The 22,102-nt window shown below is 54.8% G+C and carries 17 protein-coding genes; 6 read left to right on the top strand and 11 right to left on the bottom strand.

The annotated features are described in order from the left end of the window. The first annotated feature begins 169 nt into the window (after positions 1-169). Together HMPREF9412_RS26710 and HMPREF9412_RS26715 are read left to right on the top strand one after the other, a co-directional pair. Entirely contained in the window at positions 170-2,038 is a 1,869-nt protein-coding gene (locus tag HMPREF9412_RS26710) for a sensor histidine kinase (protein WP_009594974.1), read from the top strand. Further along, positions 2,016-3,077: a response regulator transcription factor gene (locus tag HMPREF9412_RS26715; protein ID WP_009594961.1), complete on the top strand. Its 1,062-nt coding sequence runs from the start codon at positions 2,016-2,018 to the stop codon at positions 3,075-3,077. Before HMPREF9412_RS26710 ends, HMPREF9412_RS26715 begins: the two co-directional genes overlap by 23 nt. Before the next feature lie 17 nt (positions 3,078-3,094). Here HMPREF9412_RS26715 and HMPREF9412_RS26720 read toward each other — a convergent pair whose 3' ends face one another. Beyond that, entirely contained in the window at positions 3,095-3,622 is a 528-nt protein-coding gene (locus tag HMPREF9412_RS26720; RefSeq protein ID WP_009594972.1) for a GrpB family protein, read from the bottom strand. 190 nt (positions 3,623-3,812) lie between these two features. Then, positions 3,813-4,361, bottom strand: coding sequence for an NAD(P)H-dependent oxidoreductase (locus HMPREF9412_RS26725; RefSeq protein ID WP_009594958.1), 549 nt, complete (start codon positions 4,359-4,361; stop codon positions 3,813-3,815). A gap of 248 nt (positions 4,362-4,609) precedes the next feature. Between HMPREF9412_RS26725 and HMPREF9412_RS26730 the strand changes: the two genes are divergently transcribed. The 4 genes from HMPREF9412_RS26730 to HMPREF9412_RS26745 all read left to right on the top strand — a co-directional run bounded on the left by HMPREF9412_RS26730 (position 4,610) and on the right by HMPREF9412_RS26745 (position 7,953). Then, positions 4,610-4,996, top strand: coding sequence for a winged helix-turn-helix transcriptional regulator (locus tag HMPREF9412_RS26730; RefSeq protein ID WP_009594960.1), 387 nt, complete (start codon positions 4,610-4,612; stop codon positions 4,994-4,996). Positions 4,997-5,341: 345 nt separating this feature from the next. After that, entirely contained in the window at positions 5,342-5,887 is a 546-nt protein-coding gene (locus HMPREF9412_RS26735) for a PadR family transcriptional regulator (protein ID WP_009594947.1), read from the top strand. Positions 5,888-5,932: 45 nt separating this feature from the next. Beyond that, complete coding sequence (locus tag HMPREF9412_RS26740; RefSeq protein WP_009594949.1) at positions 5,933-7,084, top strand: MFS transporter; 1,152 nt, start codon at positions 5,933-5,935, stop codon at positions 7,082-7,084. Between the two features lie 242 nt (positions 7,085-7,326). Next, positions 7,327-7,953, top strand: coding sequence for a DUF3298 and DUF4163 domain-containing protein (locus tag HMPREF9412_RS26745; RefSeq protein ID WP_009594970.1), 627 nt, complete (start codon positions 7,327-7,329; stop codon positions 7,951-7,953). A 113-nt stretch (positions 7,954-8,066) separates the two neighbouring features. Here the strand turns inward: HMPREF9412_RS26745 and htpG are convergent, their stop codons facing one another. The 9 genes from htpG to HMPREF9412_RS26790 all read right to left on the bottom strand — a co-directional run. After that, on the bottom strand, positions 8,067-9,953 hold the full coding sequence (gene htpG / locus HMPREF9412_RS26750; protein ID WP_036673712.1) for a molecular chaperone HtpG: 1,887 nt from the start codon (positions 9,951-9,953) through the stop codon (positions 8,067-8,069). 242 nt (positions 9,954-10,195) lie between these two features. Next, positions 10,196-11,437 (bottom strand): MFS transporter, encoded by a 1,242-nt coding sequence (locus HMPREF9412_RS26755; RefSeq protein WP_009594951.1) that lies wholly within the window; start codon positions 11,435-11,437, stop codon positions 10,196-10,198. A gap of 54 nt (positions 11,438-11,491) precedes the next feature. Next, the gene (locus HMPREF9412_RS26760) at positions 11,492-14,590 is read right to left on the bottom strand and encodes a glycoside hydrolase family 2 TIM barrel-domain containing protein (RefSeq protein ID WP_036673720.1); all 3,099 of its coding nucleotides are present in this window, start codon (positions 14,588-14,590) and stop codon (positions 11,492-11,494) included. 150 nt (positions 14,591-14,740) lie between these two features. Further along, a complete protein-coding gene (locus tag HMPREF9412_RS26765; protein ID WP_009594950.1) occupies positions 14,741-15,553 on the bottom strand; it encodes a carbohydrate ABC transporter permease in 813 nt (270 codons plus the stop codon). Beyond that, a complete protein-coding gene (locus tag HMPREF9412_RS26770; protein WP_036673714.1) occupies positions 15,550-16,587 on the bottom strand; it encodes a carbohydrate ABC transporter permease in 1,038 nt (345 codons plus the stop codon). The genes HMPREF9412_RS26765 and HMPREF9412_RS26770 overlap by 4 nt, the downstream gene beginning before the upstream one ends. Before the next feature lie 23 nt (positions 16,588-16,610). Next, the gene (locus HMPREF9412_RS26775; protein ID WP_009594979.1) at positions 16,611-17,888 is read right to left on the bottom strand and encodes an ABC transporter substrate-binding protein; all 1,278 of its coding nucleotides are present in this window, start codon (positions 17,886-17,888) and stop codon (positions 16,611-16,613) included. A 141-nt stretch (positions 17,889-18,029) separates the two neighbouring features. Next, positions 18,030-19,205 carry a response regulator transcription factor gene (locus tag HMPREF9412_RS26780; protein WP_009594948.1) on the bottom strand — a complete coding sequence of 392 codons (1,176 nt, stop codon included), beginning with the start codon at positions 19,203-19,205 and terminating at the stop codon, positions 18,030-18,032. Further along, a complete protein-coding gene (locus HMPREF9412_RS26785) occupies positions 19,183-20,928 on the bottom strand; it encodes a cache domain-containing sensor histidine kinase (protein ID WP_009594957.1) in 1,746 nt (581 codons plus the stop codon). The genes HMPREF9412_RS26780 and HMPREF9412_RS26785 overlap by 23 nt, the downstream gene beginning before the upstream one ends. A gap of 217 nt (positions 20,929-21,145) precedes the next feature. Beyond that, positions 21,146-22,102: amylo-alpha-1,6-glucosidase (locus tag HMPREF9412_RS26790; RefSeq protein WP_009594980.1), on the bottom strand; the 957-nt coding region annotated here is incomplete at its 5' end.

Below are 22,102 nucleotides of genomic sequence, written 5' to 3' on the forward strand. Positions count from 1 at the left end.
AAATGGATTAATGAGATTGTAGTTGATAACGACCGTCAGCGCCCATGTACTTTATTAGCCCACTTGTGATTTCTTGCCGCGGCATCATGGTTTTTTATTTACAACTTGTGTTTTTTTGCTACAATGTTCCTTACATTCCCTACTTCAAAGCCAGGAAGGCGGAAGAGCGATGAACATCCAAGGCGTTTCCATCGGTAACCTGACCATTAACCAACGATTGTTCGTGCTGATCATCCTATTCATTGGCCTCCCCTTCTTTCTGCTCGGCAGCTTCTGGTACCAGTCGTCTACCGAAGCGATTGAACAGTTTGCCGCAGGCGCCAACAAGCGTATCATTGAGCAAACCAACGTCTCGCTGGATTCTTACATATCCAATCTGGAGAATTCCACCTATCCCTTTATCCATAACCCGCAGATCCAGCAATTTCTCTCGACCACGGAGCTCACTCCCTATGCCTATTTTCAGCTTGCCAAAAAAGTCGAGGACGACTTGTTCGCCCAAATGATCTACGGGAGATCGGATATCATCGGGATCTCGCTCGTCGCCGAAAACAAGCGGCAAATTACCGATTACGAAAGCGCGCCGGGACTGCTCGACATGAGCGAAATCCGCAAACGCAACCGCTCCTTTCAAGAGCAGCTGGACCAATACAACGATTTTCAAATCATCGGCCTAAGCCGGGTAGGAAACACGCCCGCCCTCACCGTCGCCCGGAAGCTCTATGACAATTCATCCTTTCTCTATAAAGGCTTATTGATCGTCGACCTCAATCTGAAGCAGATCGGAGCCATCTGCTCCAACGATTCGCTGGGCGGCTTTGACGTCTGGATAATGGGCGGCGACGGGCATATGATCTACCATCCGGATCCGAGACAGATCGGGGCCGAAGTCGAGTCCGGGCTGTTATCGCGTATTCAAAACCGGGACTCCTCCTTCTTCCGGCATCAAGACCCGGTATCGGGCACCGAGAAGATGGTCCTCCATGAACGTTCGCAGAGCACCGGCTGGACGGTTGTCGCCGATCTGCCGCTGAGCAATCTCATCGGCGGTTTAATCACCCAGCGGAACTACTCGCTTGCGGCCGCGTCGATGCTCTTGATCATCGCATTGGCGCTTGTTGGCGGGTTTTCCTTGTCCTTGACAAGGCCGCTCTCCATGCTGCAGAAGTTGATGGCCCGCGTCGAGCGGGGCGATTTCGTTCTTCCCACCCATATGAACCGGTTCCGCAACAATGAAATGACGGCCGTGTTTCAAAGCTTCTACAGCATGACGGGAGAGCTGAAGCGGTTGATCCGGGAGGTCCAGGATTCCCAGCTCAAGGAACGGGAGCTCATGATCAAGCAGAAGGAATCCGAGCTCCGCTCCATGCAGTCCCATATCAACCCGCATTTTTTGTACAATTCGCTGGAGATTATTAATTCATATGCCATCGCGGACGATCATATGGAAATCAGTCGCATGACGCGGGCGCTGGCCCATATGTTCCGCTACAATATCGGCCATGCCGGATCCGTTGTGCCGCTCCGGGAGGAAATGACGCATGTCCAGTATTATCTGGATCTTCAAAGCGCCCGGTTCCGCAAGCTCCGGATCGATATGGACGTGAACGAACGGGATCTGGATCGCGTGAACGCCGTCAGGCTGACGCTGCAGCCGATCGTGGAGAATGTGTTCATCCACGGGTACAGGGGCAAGAAGCCTTCCTACCTCGGGATAAGCTCACGCGCGGAAGCGGGTTATTATGCGATCGTGATCCGGGACAAAGGGGTGGGCATGACGGCGCAAACGCTGCGGCAGATCAGGCGAATTCTGAATTCCGGCAAGAAGCCGGAAGGCGGCATCCTGCGAAACGACGGGGACGAAACCACCAGCGGCATCGGCCTCTTGAACGTCCATCAAAGGCTCCAGCTTACCTTCGGGGACGAGTATGGACTGTACCTTGTGGAATCCGTGCCCTCGGAAGGCACGATATTTGAAATCAGACTGCCATATAGGACTAGCGAGGAGGGACTTCATGTACCGGATCATGATGATTGATGACGAATACGCCATTCATTTGAGTTTGCGAAAGCTTGTCGAGAGGTCGGGTCTTCGGATCGAGGTTGCCGGCGAAGCCGAAGACGGGGTCGAAGCCTTGGAAATGCTGGAGAACAGCCGGCCGGACATCATCGTGACCGATATTTGCATGCCTGAAATGGATGGGCTGGAATTTATCCGCCGTGTCCGGGAATCCCATGCACAGATGCATTTCATTATCCTGTCGGGCCACGACAACTTCGAATTCGCGCGTCAGGCCATGCGTTATGGTGTATCGGATTTCCTGCTGAAGCCCATCGACCCGGCCCAGTTCCATGCAACGCTGGAACGTGCCTGCAGGGAGCTGGATGAGCGGAAAGCGCGATTCTCCCGGCAGACGAAATGGACGCTTGCGCACCAGAGCCATAAAGCCAGGCTAGCCGAGCTGCTGTGGTCTGCCGAGGAGCGGGAGGCCTTGGAACAAACCCATGAGATCATGACCCTTTTTGAGACGATGGGACCGAAAGAGGTCAGCCTGTCACGGTACGCCCATATGCTGGTATCGGAACTGCTGTCTGCGCTTGAAGAACGCGGGTTGATGCTGAACATGGACACCGGCGAGGAGCAGTGGGCGCAGGATGATCCTCTTGCCTGCCGCCGCCAAACAGAGGATAAGGTCAAGGAAATGCTGGCATTGATTAAAGGCTCCAGAAATCTGGGATCCCGCCATAATATCCAAAAAGCCAAACGATACATTGAAGATAACTATGCGATGGAGGATTTGTCCTTGCAGGAGGTGGCTGATTCGGTGGGGATGTCGGTGACGTATTTAAGCCGTACCTTCAAAAGCGAAACCAATATGAACTTCGTGAAATACCTGGTGCAGGTCCGTATGGAAAAAGCGAGGGAATTGCTTGCGGAGTCTGAGCTTTCCGCTCAGGAAGCGGCCTACCGCGTCGGTTTCTCGGACTATGTCCATTTCAGCAAGACGTTCAAAAAATTTCATGGCCTCACACCTTCGGCGTACCGAAAACAGTGCAAGGCCATGAATGGAGGATGAAGCGGGCAGGAGTTTAATTAGCTTGTTCTCCCGTTCTTCCACTCCTTCGCTCTGGCGAGAAGCTGCTCAACGAACGCATTCTTCTCATCGGAGTATCGGAGCAGTGTCCGGGCTCCTTGCGAAACGATCCGCCGCTTGATCTCGCTGTAACGCTCGGCTTCCACGGCATGGGCCCGGAGGTAATCCCGGATGATGATGTTATGGTTCCAGATGTCGCCACGGTACGGCACGATATGAACGTTATAGGCGAACCTCCCTCTTTTGCGGAGGTAAATGCGGCCGGTGATCCCGGATTCGCCCAAGTTCTCGTAGCCCGCAGCGGCCAGTTTGGGGAGGATTTCATCCGTATGCCGAGCGTTCTCCACGCCCACCAGCATATCGACGATGGGTTTTGCCGTCATCCCCGGTACGGACGTGCTTCCGAAATGTTCGATCGCAGCCGTATAAGGACCGATCTCCCCGATCAAGAGCCGATGTTCGTCGTTAAACCGATCCGCCCACTGCTTGTCATAGGGCTCCAAGTGAATGGCTTCGTCAATCGTCATGAAGGAACCTCCTCCGAATTTGGTACGTGCATGCTGGTGAAGCTCCTCGAGCCAAAAGCAGCGGACTCCCGTAAAAGGGCATAGGGTACAGCTTCTAGCCAAGCTCACGTACTCACGAATGACTCCATCATGCCCTTTATGGTTTTAAATGGCAAGAGCCAATATGCTATGGTTTATGACCAAGCATGCCTTAATATCGACTTTCCACAACGGCAGGTGCAAGAACCTGCTGTACATACCTGTCGGCCTCCGCCCGAAGTGTTTCATCGCTTACCCGTTCTACGTTATAGGTCACGAAGGCAGGCAGATAATGGACCTTGCACCGGTTCAACGTGGCTTGAATAGGCCGCAGCAGCTCACTCGCGGTGTACCAATTGTCCCCGCCTGCCTGATACCCTTGTTCCAATCCTGCCGCCGTCGTGGCCAGCATGAATTCTTTGCCCTTCAGCTTGTTGCCCTCCGGTCCGAACGCCCAACCGAAGGTGAGCACGTCATCCATCCATTTCTTCAGCAGGGGCGGGCAGCTGTACCAGTAAAACGGGAATTGGAACACCACCCGCTCGTATTGAAGAAGAAGCTGCTGCTCGCGCTCGATATCGATAGTCCAATCCGGGTACTCCTTGTAAAGATCCCGGACATCTACATTTCCATTCGCATACAGCCCGTCGTGCTCCATCAGCATTCGATTCGCACGCGAGTTGTCTAAATTCGGATGAGCCACAATCACCATAGTTTTCATACTCAGGTCTCTCCTGTCTCATTTGGTTTGTTTGACACCCCCATTATGTTTCGGATCGGTTTCGTTGAAAAGTACGCTCTTTTTCTGTACTTAGTCCGCTCTAGCGTACCTAATCATCCCGTGCATAGTACGATAAAACGTACTAAGTACGAATAAGAATAGTACTGGGTTTAAATCGAATCCTGTGCTACATTACTATCATCCAAGAAACAAAATCGATCACACACTTCCTAGCGGGAGATGAGAATATGAGAATAACCGATCATGAACGGCCTAACACCGACGGTATCCTGACAACGCTGCAATTAATCGGAGGCAAGTGGAAACCGCTGATTCTGTTCATTCTGCTGCAGGACGGAACCAAACGGTTCGGGGAGCTTCGGCGTCTGCTTCCGGGCGTGACCCAAGGCATGCTCACAAATCAGCTCCGTGAACTGGAGCAGGATGGGCTGGTCGTACGCAAGGTATATCAGGAGATCCCGCCCAAGGTGGAGTATTCCGTCTCGGAGCACGGGAAGAGCTTGGACAGCGTACTCTCCGACATGTGCACCTGGGGATTTCAGCATCAGGAATATGTCAACAAGGTCAACGGACAGTCTGATGAGGGCTCAGGGAAAAACGCAGGCGGACTGTAACGAAAACAGCAAACCCGGGCGAGATACCTCGCATTTCTCGAAATAACGATCGCATGCATTTACATGCAGTTACTCCCTGTGGCGCATCACGATTCGTGTCTGCCAAACACCTCATGCAACGTCCGGCTTCCCCTCCCTCTTCGTATTCCACAAGCCGTTCCTCTTGGGATCGGCTTCACCGCTCTCCTGCTTATCTTTACCTGTCGCATATCTAAATGAATATGGGCCGAGCAGGTTGAGCGCAGCTTGAAAATGAATCGCAGAAATTCACTTCCACCTATTGCCTATTTATGTCGATACGATATATATTTATATCGTATCGACATATTGTTGGGGGTGGGCTTTATGTATGAAATCTTTGTTCTGGGCGAATTAATGACCGGAGACAAACACGGTTACATGCTTCAAGAGATCCTAAAAAATACAGGCGGGCCTTACCGCCAGATCAGTTCAGGAACGTTGTATCCCCTGCTGTCCCGGATGGTGGATCACGAGTGGATCCATCTCAGTCTGGACGGGTCCGGCGGAGGCAAACGGCCCCGAAAAATCTACGGGATTACCGATTCCGGCCGTCGGAAGTTTCTCGAGCTCATGGAGAAACCACTGGAATACAACATGGATACGGAGCAGACGTTCCACTTCAAAATGGTCTATTTCCGGTATGTTCCGAAAAGGGTTCGACTCGACTGCCTGCAGCAGTATTTGATTTATCTGGAGACCAACCTGAAGCATGTGACGGACTTTGAAGCAGAGATCGCGTTCTATAAACCCGAACCTGAGAAACAGCGGCTTCAATTGCTAAGGGTGCTGGATCACCGAAAGCAAATGGGAGAGACGAATATCGAGTGGATCAAGAAAGAAATAGCGGCTGTTAAGTCCGAAGAAGACTAGCGTTCAAGCGTTTATGCATTTACATATCAAGGAGGGGATTACTGGATGGAACGTTTATGGACGAAGCCGTTTATTCAGATGACGGTCGGAATGCTGTTTCTGTTTACGGGCTTCTATCTGCTGCTGCCCACGCTTCCGCTGTATATCAAGCACCTGGGCGGCTCCGAGACCCAGGTGGGCTTGGCGGCCGGCGCATTTACGCTGACGGCGGTGGTCTTTCGCCCGATGGTCGGGGGATTGGTGGACCGGTACGGCAGAAGAGCTTTTTACGTTTGGGGTCTTATCTTCTTTGTTCTTTCGATGTACCTCTACGATTGGGTCGGCAGCATTCTGCTTCTGCTTGCGCTGCGGATCCTGCACGGCGCGAGCTGGGCTTTCTCGACAACCTCCATCGGGACGGTCATCACGGATTTAATCCCGATCTCCCGCCGCGGGGAAGGCATGGGCTGGTACGGTATGGCGATGACGGTGGCAATGGCCATCGGCCCGATGCTGGGTACTTATATCGTGAGCGGGTATTCATTTCGGACGTTGTTTCTAGTCGCTACCGGGCTCTCCCTGATTGCCTTCATACTGGCCTACATGACCAGAGCGCCTTATCAAGCCAAACCTTCGGCTGGGCGAATTCAGCTGGTCGAGAAATCCGTTCTGCCTGTCACGGCCGCCATCTTTTTCCTGGCCGTCGCCTATGGGGGAATTACGACCTTTCTCCCGCTGTTTGCCGAGTCCATCCGGGTCAATCCGGGAACCTTTTTCCTGGTGTACGCCGTCGCTCTTACCTTGATCAGGCCCTTTGCCGGGAAGCTGTCGGACCGTTTCGGCGAAGCGGCCGTCATCATTCCGTCCCTTGTTGTCACGGCCGGTGCCCTGATCGTCTTAAGCCAATCGAGCGGATTGCCCGGATTGATTACCGCCGCCATTCTGTACGGCATCGGTTTCGGTTCGGCCCAGCCCGCCCTTCAAGCAGCCACCCTGCGCATTGCGCCCGAGAACCGGAGAGGCGCAGCCAATGCCTCGTTCATGACGGCATTCGATCTCGGCATCGGACTTGGCGCCATCGTGTTGGGCCTGATCTCCGAGCGTATCGGCTATGCCTATCTGTTTACGGTTACGGCCGTGTCTGTTGTCGTATCCTTGGTCATATTCGCGGTCTTTGTAAGAAGACTGCTTACGGCTGGCGTTGCAGAGAAGGAATGAAAGCTGTCCGATATCAAGCAAACACGCCCGCGGACTTGGACCGCCGCTGTTGCATTGGAGCGTTCCGTCGCAGTGGAGCACTCCTGCCTGACCGAAGCCGTTTTGCCGGGGTGACAGAGCTGCCGACCCTCTAAGCCCGCCAGCCTCGGAAGTCTGAACTTCCGCCCCTCCGGCTTCGTAACCTCCGAGCCCGCTTCCGAATAGGCTAACGTATCTGATGTTAGATTGGAGCGATGGTACGCATGGCGCAATATGTACCGCCGGTGAACATTCATACTCTCACGCATACGGCACGCGGGCTCGTGATTCATTATCCGCAGGTATACGGCCTCATGAATCCTGGAGCAGAAGAAGCCATCAACCGGGCCATTATTCTTCAAATCCAAGATATGCAGCGTGAACAGCAGCAGGTTCAGACCGGCACCAACCCGCAAACGACGGGCACCTTTGAGATTAAAACGAACGAGCGCGGCATTCTTAGCCTCGTGCTGACCAACTACACCTACTCCGAGCATATGGCGCACGGGTATACGGTGACCAAAGGACTGACCTTCTCCACGGCCACCGGACAATCCTATGCCTTATCCGATCTGTTCCGCCCGGGCTCCGGCTATCAAGCTGTCTTGGCCGCCGAAGTGAACCGTCAGATCAAGGAACGCGGCATTCCCGTGCTGGAGAACGTTCCGGTTACCGTTTCGCCGAATCAAGACTTCTATCTGGCCGATAAGTCGCTGGTCATCTTCTATCCGCTGTATGCCATCACGCCATACTATGTCGGCTTTCCGATGTTCCCCATATCGGTATACGACCTCTTGGACCTGGCGCCCGAGAACGGATTGTTATCGGATCTTGCCGCGGATGTGGCGTAGGAAGCAGCAGCGCATTCAGGCGATATGCAGCAAAAAAACAAACCCGATGCCCTGGCGTCTTACGCCAAAGTTTCGGGTTTGTTGGTTATTATCTTATGATCCAGCCGCGCCAGTTACACCATGATTTTGCAAATATCGTTGGTGAATTCCACCGGATCGGCAATCGGCAAGCCCTCGATCAGCAGCGCCTGATTGTACAGCAGATTCGTGTAGAGCTTCAGCTTATCCTGATCCGCTTGCAGCGCCTTCAGGGATTGGAACACCTCATGGTTCGTGTTGATCTCCAGCACCTTGTCGGCTTGGATATCCTGCCCGTTCGGCATTGCCTTCAGGATTTTCTCCATCTCGATCGAGACTTCGCCCTCCGTGGACAGGCACACCGGATGGGATTTCAGTCGTTTGGAGGCTTTGACGGACTTCACCTTGCCGGCCAAGAGGCTGCCCATGGCTTCAAAGAGCTCCTTGTTGTCGCTCTCTTCGGCTTCATTCTCCTGTTTGTCGGCCTCGGAATCGATACCGAGATCCCCGCTGGATACCGATTTGAATTCCTTCTCCTTGTATTTCATGAGCATCTTGATCGCAAACTCGTCGACATCGTCGGTAAAGTACAGGATTTCATAGCCATTGTCCAGCACCATTTCGGTCTGCGGGAGCTTCTCGATCCGGTCGATGGAGTCGCCGGAAGCATAATAGATATACTTCTGATCCTCCGGCATTCTTGACACGTACTCATCCAGGGAGACCAGCTTCTTCTCCTTGGAGGACGTGAACAGCAACAGATCCTGAAGATCTTCCTTGTTCATGCCGTAATCGTTGTAAACGCCGAATTTCAGGCCTCGGCCGAAGGATGCGAAGAATTTCTCGTAATTCTCCCGCTCGTCCTTCATCATGCCCTGCAGCGCGCTTTTCACTTTGTTCTTGATGTTCTTCGCGATCAGCGTCAGCTGGCGGTCATGCTGCAGCATCTCGCGGGAAATGTTCAGAGACAGATCCTCCGAATCGACCATCCCTTTCACGAAGCTGAAATAGTCCGGCAGGAGGTCTCCGCATTTATCCATGATCAGAACGCCGTTGGAATAGAGCTCAAGCCCTTTTTCGTATTCCTTGGTGTAATAATCGAACGGCGTATTCTCGGGAATGAACAGAATCGCGTTATATACCACGGCACCATCCGCTTTGACGTGAATATGTTTGAGCGGTTTATCGAAGCCGTAACGCTTCTCGTTATAGAAGTTGACGTAATCTTCGTCCGTCAGCTCGCCTTTGTTCTTGCGCCAGATCGGCACCATGCTGTTGATGGTCTGCTCTTCCTGAACTTCCTCGAACTCGTTCTCGGCGTCTGCCTTCGGACGCTGCGTTTTCACGTCCATTTTGATCGGATAACGGATAAAATCGGAGTACTTCTTAATGATCGCTCTTAGGCGGTATTCTTCCAAATACTCGTCATACTGATCGTCTTCCGTGTTCTCCTTGATCTTCAGCACGATCTCGGTTCCGACGGAATCCTTCTCGGCAGGCGTAATGGTATACCCGTCCGCGCCTTCGGATTCCCATTTATATGCCTCGTCGCTGCCCAGGGCACGGCTCGTCACGGTCACGACGTCGGCCACCATGAAGGCGGAGTAGAAGCCCACGCCGAATTGACCGATGATATTGTGTCCGTCCTTCGCTTCATTCTCGCTCTTGAATGCAAGGGAACCGCTCTTCGCGATGACGCCGAGGTTATTCTCAAGGTCTTCCTTGGTCATCCCGATCCCCGTATCGGCAATGGTCAGCGTGCGGCTGGCTTTATCCGCGGTAATCTTAACGTAGTAATCCTCTTTATTAAAGGTCAGGCTGTCGTCGGTCAGCGCTTTATAATAAATCTTGTCGATTGCGTCGCTGGCATTCGAAATCAGCTCGCGCAGGAATATCTCGCGCTGCGTATAGATGGAGTTGATCATCATCTCGAGCAGCCGTTTGGATTCAGCTTTAAACTGTTTTTTTCGCCATGAAAAAATCTCCTTTCCAATCTGAACGAGGTTTCTTTTAGCACTCTTTACAACAGAGTGCTAACACTTCTTCTATTTAAACATGTACCAATTTTTTGATGTCAATATGTTTGGAGACTTTCATGACTCAAACGCGGCAGCAACCTTTGATCGGCGATGCAGAAGATTTCGGATGAATCCCTGGAGAACGGGCAGCAAGCGTCGAAAGGGCAGTCTAAAAAGGAATCCCCTTTTTAGACTGCCCTCCACATTCATGGCTCGATGCTGCTGTTTAATCTCTTGGATAAAACCGGGCGAATCCACCATACGTAATACAAGCCGCATAGAAGCAGCACTCCGGCCGTGGCCAGGAAGGGGAGCCGATAATCCTGCCGGGCCAGGATCAGTCCGGCGACAAAGGTTGCCCCGGACGAGCCTAAGCTCCGGAAAACCGACCGCATGCCGGCGTACAAATTTCGCTCCTTTTCATTAAAGGCCGACATCAGCAGACTGTCCAGCAGATTGGACAGCATGGTCACGCCGCCGCCCCGCAGCAGAAACAGCCCGACGAACAGCCAAACGGGGAGTATCATGTATAGCGCGGAAAACAGCAACATATTTACGATAAATACCGAGATAATGGCCGTGTTATAACCGAACCGCTCCATGACGTAGGGCGTCATCAATGAGCATACAAACAGCAGGATCGCGCCGATGGCCAGAATGAGGGATACCTGGTCGTCCATCCAATCCAGGCGGAACTTCACGATGACGTTCAGGAAGGAGCCGGTCATCGCGATGCAGCCGCCGAGCAGCGCCGTAAACACGGCGAACAGCCACAAGGTCCCTGACGATAGCGGCCCCGTTAACCTGGATATACCCTTAGAGGATGAAGCCGTCGCCGCTTCCTCATCCACGACTCTACGCTCGGCAGGCAGCCAGAATGCCCGGATGATGCCGTGAAGCACAAGCACCAGCCCGGTCAGCAGAAGCGACACTTCATAACCCCTGCTTCCTTCGAGCCCCTTCGAGATATATCCGGCCGCGAGCGTTCCGAGTCCCGTAAAAGCCGTAAAGACGGCAAACAGCAGGGAAAATGCACGGGCTTCCTCTTTACGGGAACGGCAATAATGGAAGAGAAGCTGGATCTCCGTTGTCTCCACCAGCGTCAACCCGGCAGACACCATGACTTGAGCGGCATAGAACCACAGCAAATCATCGCTGACGGCAAACAGCACATTGCCTGCGGCGATAAAGAATACGCCGGTAACCAGCAGTTTTTTTCTTCCTGTCCGGTTGGCGAGCAGGGATACCGGAATGGCGAGCACGCCCATAATCAGAATGCCCATCGACACCAAGGCGCCGATCTCGTCTTCCCTCAGCCCCCGGAAGAGCAGATGCAGATTCAGGACGAGTGTATAAAGGCCGATCCCGATGCCGTAGAAGGCCTCGCTTATCAGGAACCGGCGCACCCCCGTAGACAGCTGCAGCAGGTCTTTGATGTAAAAGGACATGTTATTCCCCTTCTCCAGAAAATCCGGTAACGATATGAGATGAAAATCACCGGGTTACTCGTATAATCCCGCTTCCGCGCGCATCCGCCGGCTCAGCCGTACCGGATCCGTATCCTCGGCAGCGTAAGACTTCAGCAGCATGCGGAACGAGAACGGCTCCGGCTTGATCGAGTGCTCGGGAGCCTGCGCCGGACCGCAGCTGTTGCTGCCAAGCCCGTTCTGCCGGTAATCCAGGTTCAGCGTAATGAAACGCTGCGAAACCAGATCGCTGGCATGCGCGGCAGACTCCACGTCCTGATCGGTGTAGCGGCTCGCACTGAAATTAAGGGTGGGCTCGCCTACGGCAAGAAGCCCCAGCCCCGCACCATCCGCCAGCGAGACCCAGCGGACATCCGAGCGGTTCCCGTTTTCCTGCGGATAGATATAGGGCGTAAACAATCCGTCCACGGTGCTGCGGTATTCCCCGAACCGCCCCGCTTCCAGGCTGTCCGGGTAGCTTTCCCCAGGCCCTCTGCCGTACCAGCGGACATGTTCCATGTCGCCGGCGACTTGCATTTGCAATCCGATTTTTGGCAGCATGGCGGGCGGCGTGCCGATCGGCTCACCCTTCGCGTCCATGATGATCAGGCCGCTGGAAGTGATCGTATAGGTCGTTTCGCAGCGGAAGCCCCAGTCGTATACCGGCGGAGCGATGCGGGAAATCCGCTTTACCTCAACGCATTCCTGGTCCAATCGCTTCCATTCGAAATGATCGACCCGCTCGGAGAGCCGGTCCAAATGGGCCTTGCGCCAATCCGGAAGCACGTACATGTCGTTATCGATCGGCGGACGCCAGAAATTCAGCGCCGGTCCGCCAAACGCGATTCTTTTGCCATCCATGGACAAGGTTTCGAAGCCGGAATGAAGGGCGCTGAGGGACAGCTGAAAGCTTCCATTCCCAACGTGAAGACCATGCTTTTCTTCGCTAATCTGCAGAGGTCCCCGCCGCAAAGCAGCGGTCGGTTCGAATTCAGGCTTCGACGCTTCGCACAGCAGAAACTGGGACCATGCCACTTCATGTCCCCGTTCCGCCCAGCGGCAGTCCGCGGCCAGCGAGAGGGATACCTCCAGCCACAGCTCGGCATAAGGATTCACGCCTATTGTCGCTTGCTCCAAGACCTTCAGGAGATTTAGCTCCGAGCTTGTGCCTGCTTCGATGCGGGGAAGGTCCAGCGCTCCGCTGCGGACAAGCTGTCCATCGGACAGTACCCGGTAATGGGCCTGCAAATGATCCAGCGAAATGAAATCATAGCGGTTCATGATATGAAGCACACCGTGTCTTCGCATCGACATGCGGACAGGTTCAATGACCTTTTTGTATTCCAGAAGTCCGGGTGAAGGCGTCCGGTCCGGACGGACCAAACCATCGATGACAAAATTGCTGTTGTTCGGCACATCGCCATAATCGCCGCCGTACGCATAATCCATGCTGCCGTCCGGCGTCCTTCTGCTCAGCCCGTGATCGATCCATTCCCAGACAAAACCGCCCGCCAGGCGGGGATGCGCTTCAAAGGCATCGAAGTAAGGACGCAGTCCGCCGGGCCCGTTGCCCATCGCGTGCGCGAATTCGCACAGGATATGCGGCTTGGGATGATCGGTCATTTTGCCGAAGCCCTCCATCTTCTCGACGGAGGAATACATGGTGCTCACCACGTCGCACACCTCGGCTTCGCGGTCCTCCTCGTAATGGATCAGCCTCGTCGGATCATGCTCCCGGCACCACTCCGCCATCGCGCGGAAATTGCAGCCGAAGCCGGATTCGTTGCCGAGGGACCAGAACAGCACGGACGGATGGTTCTTATCCCGCTCCACCATCCGGCGGACACGGTCCACGTACGCTTCCTTCCAATCCGGATCATCGCTCAGGCGGGAAATGTTGCCGAGCGGCTCGAAGCCGTGGGTCTCCAAATCCGTCTCTTCCATGACGTACAGCCCGTACACGTCGCACAGCTCGTAGAATCGGGGGTCATTCGGATAATGCGCCGTCCGTACGGCATTGATGTTGTGCTTCTTCATCAACCGGATGTCCTCCAGCATCGTGGACAGGGTGACGGTTCGGCCCGTATCCGGATGATGGTCATGGCGGTTGACGCCTTTCAGCAGGATTGCCCTGCCATTAACGAGAAGCCGTCCGTCCTTTACTTCGATGGAGCGGAAGCCGACGCGCTGCGCCACCGTCTCCAGCGTCTCCCCCTGATTATCCCGCAGGGTGATCACCAGGTGGTACAGTGCCGGTGACTCGGCACTCCATAAATCCGGGTCCGCCACCTCGATCTCAAAATCCTCCACGGAAGAGTGCCCGACGTCTTTGCCGGTTGACCCCATCTCCGCTCCAGCGCCATTCAACAGCCGCAACTGGACGGAGCCGCGCTCCGTACCTTCCAGCTCCAATTGGACCTGCAGCTTCGCGTTCCGATACTCCGCATCCAGCTCGGTCGTTACGCGGAAGTCGTTGATACGAAGCGCCGATGGCTCGGCGATCAGGTACACGTCCCGGAAAATGCCGCTCATCCACCACATATCCTGGTCTTCCAGATAGCTTCCATCGGACCATTGGTATACCCGGACGGACATCTTGTTAACGCCGGGCTTCAAATAAGGCGTCAGATCGAACTCCGAAGTCAGCCGGCTTCCCTGGCTGTAGCCGATAAACGACCCGTTCAGCCACACATGGAACGCGCTGTCCACCCCGTCGAATTTGACGCCGATCTTTCTGCCGTCCCAATGCTGCGGAAGCTCGAACTCGCGGACATAGCTGCCGGTCGGATTCGCATTTGGCACATGCGGCGGGTCCACGGGGAACGGATAGTACAGGTCCGTGTAATGCGGATGCCCGTAGCCCTGCAGCTGCCAGTGCCCCGGAACCGGGAGGTCATCCCATGCCGATACATCGTAATCCTCCTCATAAAATGCTTCCGGAGCGCTCTCCGGCTCCTCGGCATAGTGGAATTTCCACACCCCGTTCAGCGATTGGTACCAGGCCGAGCTGCCTCTGTCATAACTGAGCGCTCCGTCCGCATCCGCGAACGGAATGAAATAGGCCCGGCTCTTTGCCCGATTTCGTTCCAGCACGCTCAGGTCATCCCAGTCGCGGCCAATACGATGGTCTTTCATCATGTCTCTCCATCCTTTCCCAAGCGGTCTAAGCTTCTAGAGGTCGTTCAACAAGCCGTCTTTCCATGACGTTTTGAACACGCACTTCTATGTTCTGATGCTGTTTCAAGCTCCATATCCATTGTGGATGCCTCTTATCGCCGGCACCGTTTACCCCTTGATTCCCGTTGTGGCAATGCCGCCAACGATATAACGCTGCGCGAAGAAAAAGACGGCCAGCGGCGGAATCGAGATCAGGCAGGTGATGGCCATAATGGATTGCATGTCGACGCCGTGCATGCCCTTGAATTGGGATAACCCCAGCGTCAGCGTATATTTCGTCTGGTCGTTCAGGAAGATGAGCGGGCCCAGGTAATCGTTCCAGCAGCTCATCATATGGAACACGGCCACCAGGATGAGCGACGGACCCATCAGCGGCACGATAATCCGCAGCAGAACCGTCATTTTACCCGCCCCGTCAATCGTTGCCGCTTCATCCAGCTCCTTCGGCAAGGTCATGATGAACTGGCGCAGCAGGAAAATGAAATAAGCGGAGCCGAACCAGGACGGAACGATTAGCGGTTTCAGCGTATTGATCCAGCCCAGGTAGTTGAACTCCATATATTGCGGAATCATGGTCACTTCCCAGGGAATCATCATGGTGGCAAGCACGATCAGGAACAGCGCGTCCCGCCCCTTGAATTGAAACCGGGCAAACCCGTAAGCCACCAGCGTGCACGAGACGAGCTGCCCGAGCGTCGACAGCAGCGTCACGATCAGCGTATTTTTCAAAAACAGGTTAAACGGCTGAATGCTCCAGGCCTCCGCGAAATTGCTGAACCTCCACACGGAAGGAAACCATTTCGGAGGAAACAGATACAGCTCCTGCTGCGACTTCAGCGCCGTCGTGACGGCCCAGAAGAGCGGAGCAATGAACAGCAGCGAGCACAGAATAAGCAGTGCGTACGTGATCACCCTTTTCATATGGAACCTCCCTCCCTGCTGGCTTGAACCCCTTGCTTGGCACGCTTCGGCTTCGGCTTCGGCTTCGGCTTCGGCTTCGCCTTCTCCTTCTTCGTCTTCATCTCGCCCTCATAGAACACCCAGGCCTCCGAAGACTTGAACACAAGGAACGTCAGCGTCAGCACGATCAGGAACATGAACCAGGCGTTGGCTGCGGAATACCCCATCTTGAAATATTTGAACGCATTCTCGTACATGTACATCGCATAGAAAAACGTCGACTTCAGCGGGCCCCCGCCCGTGAGCAGAAGCGCCAGCGTCAGCTGCTGGAACGCGGCAATGATGGACGTAATCAGATTGAACAGCAGCGTCGGCGTGATCATCGGAATGGTCACATTGAAGAACTGCCGAATCTTGCCCGCCCCGTCCATCGAGGCCGACTCATACAGGTCCTTCGGAATTCCCTTGAGACCCGCCAGAAAAATAAGCATCATCGAGCCCTGTCCCCATAGGCTTGCAATGACCATGGCGACCAGGGACCACTTCGTATCGTTCAGCCAGTCCGGCCCTTCGATGCCGACCAGCGATAAGAAATAATTCAGGATTCCGTAATCCCCGCTGTACACCCAGGACCAGATCATGGCGAGGACGACGCCGGAAATGACCGACGGCAGGTAGAAGGCGGTGCGGAAGAATGCGCTCCCCTTTACCTTCTGATTCAACAGCATAGCGAGTCCCAGAGCCACGACGATGTTCAGCGGCACGAACAAAGCCGCGAATTTCAGCGTAACCAGCAGCGATTTCCAGAACAGCGGATCGTTCGAGAACATCTCCACATAGTTGTCGATGCCGACAAAGGTCACTTGGCCTACGATCGGCCAATCAAAAAACGAAATGACGAGGGAAAACAGCAGCGGGCCGAGCGTGAAAATCAGGAATCCGAATATCCATGGAAAAATGAAGAGGTAGGGCACGGCCCCACCCCAACGTTTTGGTCCAAGTCGCTTCGGGGCCGCTGTCTGCTGTTGTGAGTAAGGCACTTGCGTTTGGGCCATTTTCGCGAACCTTCTTTCTTCGATTATTTCAAATAGCGTTCGCTATCCTTCACCGCCTGGTTCAGAACCTCCTGCGCATCGCTGCCGAACATGACGGATTCCACGGCTGCCGACAGCTGGCGGTTCACTTCGTTCCATTTTGGGTTCAGCAGAAAAGCCGGCGTATTGTCCGAACGCTCCAGCATCGTGTAATACGGCTTGTAGAGCGGATCCTGGTCCTTCTTCAGCTCGTTGACCACGCTGACCCGGACCGGCAAGTCGGCCACGCGCATTTTGATCGCTTCATCCGATACGTAGAATTTAATGAACTCCCACGCCAGATCCTTGTTCTTGGAATCCTTCGCTATGGATAATGCGGATTCGGCCAATACGCCCTTCACTGGCTTGCCCTCGAAGGCCGGCATTTCCACCGTACCCACATCGATTCCGGCTTCCCTGAAGGATTCCAGCGGCCAGATGCCGCTCTCCCACATGGCAATCTTGCCCGCTTTGAAAATATCCTCCCCGCTCTGCTGCCCTTTGCCTCCGGTCAGGACCGCCGAGCCGTTCTTGAGCATATCGCCAAACATCTGAATGGCTTCCGCCGTTTCCTTACTGTTCATGTAGCCTTCGATCGTTGTGCCGTCCTCCGAGATGAAGGATCCGCCGTTGCTCCATACGAACCCTTGAAGGTCATACGTATCGTTCTCGGCCCGTACACCGAAGCCGTACTGCTTCTTGGATTTATCCGTCAGCTTCTCGGCGATTTCCTGGAACTCCGCCCATGTCCATCCATCGCTCGGGTAAGCAATGCCCGCATCGTCGAACATCTTCTTGTTGTAGTACACGACCCGGGTCGTAAAGCCCGCCGGGATTCCGTACAGCTGATTGTCGATCTTGCCGTAGTTGAACAATCCTTGGTAAAAATCATCGATGTTCAAATCCTCGTCCTTGGACGCGTAACCGTCCAGCGGCTCCAAGGATTGGTGATACGTCGGAAAATCCCACATGTACATCACGTCCGGCGGATTGGCTGCGCCGAATCCGGCGGCCAGCTTCTGATCGAATCCGTCGGCATAGGCCTCGACCTGCACCTTCGTGCCGGGATGCGACTCTTCGAACTTCTTGGCGATCTCCTGCTCGATCTTCAGCGCATCTCCCGTATCCCATGTCGCGAAACGAAGCGTCGTTGCCGCCTCTGATGAGCTTCCGTCCGGCTGCTTCGCGCTGCCGGTCCCGCCGCTGCCGCCGCATGCGGCCAGCAGCGATGCCATTAACGTCATTACCGAAACCATCGCGATCCATGACATTCTCTTTTTCATATTGTCAGCTCCCCTAAAGTATTGAGTTGATATGAATTGAACCGCTTTCATCATAACTCGGATGAAAGCGGTTCAAAACGTGCGCTGATTCGCAGATGATCGTATTTTTGTTCGAACTTTAGCCCGCGGGTGTTCATTTGTTTACGATGATTCTCCTTTTTGTTCGGCACGGTATTGGCTTGGCGTCTGACCCGTGCAGCGCTTGAACCATTTGCTGAAATATTTGCTGTCTCCGAGTCCCGTCTTCTCGGCGATCTCCTGCATCGTTAAGGAGGTTTCGCGCAGCAGGCCGTAAGCAAGGCGGAGCTTGCGCTTATATTGGAACGCGATGAAGCTGTCGCCGACCGTTTTCTTGAACAGGATCGAAAAATGGCTGCGGCTCAGCCCCACCTGCTGGGCCAGCTCCGCTGCCGACCACTCGTCCGCGGGATGTTCGTGCAGCAGATGAACCGCCTGCAGGATCGGCTCCGGCCACTGCTCTCCGCTCAGACCGTACACCCGCTCCAGCTCGACTTCCTTGTGCAAGGATTGAAAGGCTTTCTGCACATCCTCCGAGTCCTGAAGACCTCCCCGCCAATTCCAGGCAAGCTTCCCGCATCGGCTCTTGATCTCCACCAGCAGCCCGTCCGCCGCTTCCTTATATTCCTCAGGTACGGCCCAATAGCAGCTGTCCGCGCCGTATGGGACCCGCTTGCTGGTGCGCAATCCCGGCTCCTCGGAGCCCTGCTCCTTCAGCAGGTGCTCCCAACTGCCGCTGCAGCCCGCCGTTTTGATCAGATACAGCGAGATGGGCTTGCCCTCTCCCAGCCCAGCGCGGCTGCAAAGCTCCCGGAGTTCTCCGGGGAAACGGTCGCTGTGCCCGTTAAGCCAAGCAAACAAATGGGCGGAAACCTGTTCTTCCAACCCGTACCCGTTGGCCGGCGCATCAGACAGATCGCGTTGAAATTTACCCAGCATCGCTTCGAGCTCTTCGTCTTCGAAGGCGGTTTTCAGCAGATATCCGGACGCGCCAAGCCGCATCCCTTCCTGGGCATATTCGAAATCCCGATGGCAGCTGAGCAGAATGATCCGGGTTTCCGGCGCAGCCTCCTTCACCTTCCGGGAGAGCTCGATCCCATCCATCTCCGGCATGACGATATCCGTAATGACAACCTGCGGCCGATACTCCAGAAAAGCCTCCCAGGCCGCCTGGCCGTTGGGACTGTCCGCCACCACCTCCATCCCGAACCGTTCCCAGGGCACCGTGGAGCGGAGTCCCTTGCGCACTATGCTTTCGTCGTCGGCAATCATCACTTTAATGTTCTCTGTATTCATCATCGAAAGACTCCTCCCTTTTCGGCCAGCGTATGATGATCGTTGTTCCTTCTCCCTTAACCGAATGCACCTTCAGTCCGTAGAGCGGACCGAAATGCAGCTTGAATTTCTGGTCGGCGTTCCGCACGCCAAGCCCGCCGCGGCCCTTCCGCTTCGTCTCCGGCGAAAACAACCGCGTCAGTTTGTCCTCCCTGATGCCGGCTCCGTTATCGCGGAGCGTGAGCACAAGCTCGTCATGATCCTCCTCGACCTTGACATGGATCTCTCCCTGCCCGTCCGTAAAGGCATGGAAAAATATATTCTCGAACAACGGCTGAAGCGTCATCCGCGGAATCAAATACGGCAGAAGCGAATCATCGCAATCCAGGCGATAACGAAATACTTCGCCGTACCGGATTTCCTGGATCTTCAAGAAGTGGCCGATCATGCGCAGCTCCCTGTTTAGGGTAACGAGTTCCTGGGAAATATCCAGATTTCCCTCCAGCACCAGCGTCAGATGGTACAGCATCTGGCGAATGTCCTCCGCGCCTTGCAGCCGGGCCTTCCACTGGATGGAATTCAGGGTGTTGAACAGCAGATGGGGGTTGATCTGATAATGGAATGCGCGCAGCTCGGCCTCTTTTTTCAGCCGCTCGCTCTGCTCCACCTCGCCAATCAGGGTCTGCACGCCCGTTACCATCCGGTTAAAGCTCATATCGAGGCTGCCCAGCTCATCCCTGCCTTCGATGGGCGTACGGGTATCCAGCTTGCCGAAGCTCACCTTCTGCATCGAGTCCTTCAAGGTCCGGATCCGCGAAGTGAACCGGGAAGAGAACAGATAAGCGATGCCAAAAGCGAGCAGGCAGGATACGATGGCAACAACCATCGTGTTCGCCCGGATCACGTCCGAGGATTGATAGAACGCCTTGGCGGGAATTCTGGCTTCCATGGTCCATTGGTTGGCGTCAATCGTCCGGGTCCAGGCCACATCGCTGTCATGGGGCGTATACGGAGCGTCCGTCTCATATACGACCGTGCCGTCCGGCGATGTAATAAGCAGATGGGCATGCGTGTCGGCCTCGAACTTGGCATAACTTCGCAGCAGCTCCTCGGCGTTCTCCTCGATCAGGATGACGCTGCCGTCCTGAGCCTTGTCCGGGTGATGGATCGGCACCGCCAATCCTAGGACAGGCACGTTGTCGCTATCGCTGTTATTTATGGAATGATCCTGCGGATAGAAGCCCAGCCAATAGGTGCCGGCATAGGCTTTCGGCCTGGCGTTCCACGCCGGGATATTGCCGAGTTTGTTCACGTCCAGGTTGTTCTCCCCATAGTAATAACCGGAGCTCGTTATGATGTAGATCCCGGCTGTCAGCTGCGTCCGCAGGGACTTCAACAACGATTCGAAATCGTTCTTCTCCATGATGTCGCCATAGGTGGACGGCGTCCCGTTCCCGATTCCCGAATGGCTCGGGTCCAGCAGGTAGGAATAAATCGTCTCCGCCGTCTGCTTCATCCGCCCCAAAGCCGAACTGATCTGCTGCTCCAGCTGCGCCACGGCATTATCGCCGTATTTGCCGAACTGGGAGTTAATCACTTTAGCGGATTGAACATAGGAAAGTCCGCCAAGCGAGAACAGCGGAATCAGGGTGACGACTAAAAAACAGGTAAGCAGCTTGGTTCTTATGCTCTGATAGGTGCCGGTGAACATCCGTCCGGCTCGGTCTTTGATTCCCTGAAGATTCATGGCTACTCTCCCCATTGTCGTATCGAATCGTATCGTGAATATGCATCCGATCGTTCGCCATGCGGCTGTACTGTTTACGAGATTCCGTGATACCGCTTTCATTATAAACCTGAACAAAGGGCTTGTAATTAGGCGGCAACTGGAAAATAAGAGGAAACGGAAAAAGCACCTCCTCCGCAAGGCCAAAAGCCCGGGAAGAAGTGTTAGTCCGTGACAGTTATAACGTGTATTCATGTCCAAGAATCAAAAATACGCTGGAGGTCCAGGTGAACGCCCGATCGCGAAGCCCCGCTCCGGTCAGGGCATCAAAATTCTCGGCCATGCCGCTGAGACTGACCATCCGGCAGTACCGCTCCGCAATCTCCGTGGCCAGCTCATTATCGCCGGCTGCGGCCACCCCTTCGACCAGCAGCATCGTGGAAGGGGCCCAGATCGGCCCGCGCCAATATCCGTCCGGCTTGTAATATGGGCTGCTTACGCTCTCGGTAGCCCAGCCGTTGCTCGTCAGGAATCGGTTTTCATCCCGAAGCCCTTCCAGTAGAGCCGTACGGATAAACTCGGGTAGGCGTCTTCCCAGCAGGATCGGAACGAACAACAGCAAGCTGTCTCCCTCGGACACCTCATGCGTTCCCGAACGACAGGCCGTGAACCGGCCATCCTTCCAGAAGTGCCGAATCAAACGCTCCAGCGTATCGTCCGCTCTCTGTCTCCACTGACTCGACTCCTCGGTCAGGCCCAGCAAACCCGCGATTTCGGCCAGCGTCTCCATCTGAATAATCAGATAGGCGGCAAGGTCGGGGCTCTCGACGGGAATGCCGTTATTGAACGCCGTGCTGTTGTCCCAGCCTGAATCGTTGCCGTGGTTATACTGGGGAATGCCGTCGCCGTCTTGGTCCCGATGCGTGAACCACCACTCCGTCCATTTGGACAATGGGCCATAGACCTCGCGCAGTTGGGTCTCCTTGATGAAATCGGTCCGACGCATCATCCAGGCCAGCGTCCAGCCGTGAATCGGCGGTTTGTTGCAATTCCAAAGCTCGTATTTATCGTTCACGAAGTCCGGAATCAGGCCGCTCTCATCCTGCCGGTCAAAAAAGATCATGAATTGATCCCAGGCCAGCTTGGGATTATGCCGCACGAGGGCCATTGCGTTAAAGCAGTTGTCCCAGCTCCA

Origin of the sequence: Paenibacillus sp. HGF5 (genome assembly GCF_000204455.1) — a bacterium.
Taxonomy (GTDB): domain Bacteria; phylum Bacillota; class Bacilli; order Paenibacillales; family Paenibacillaceae; genus Paenibacillus_AQ; species Paenibacillus_AQ lautus_A.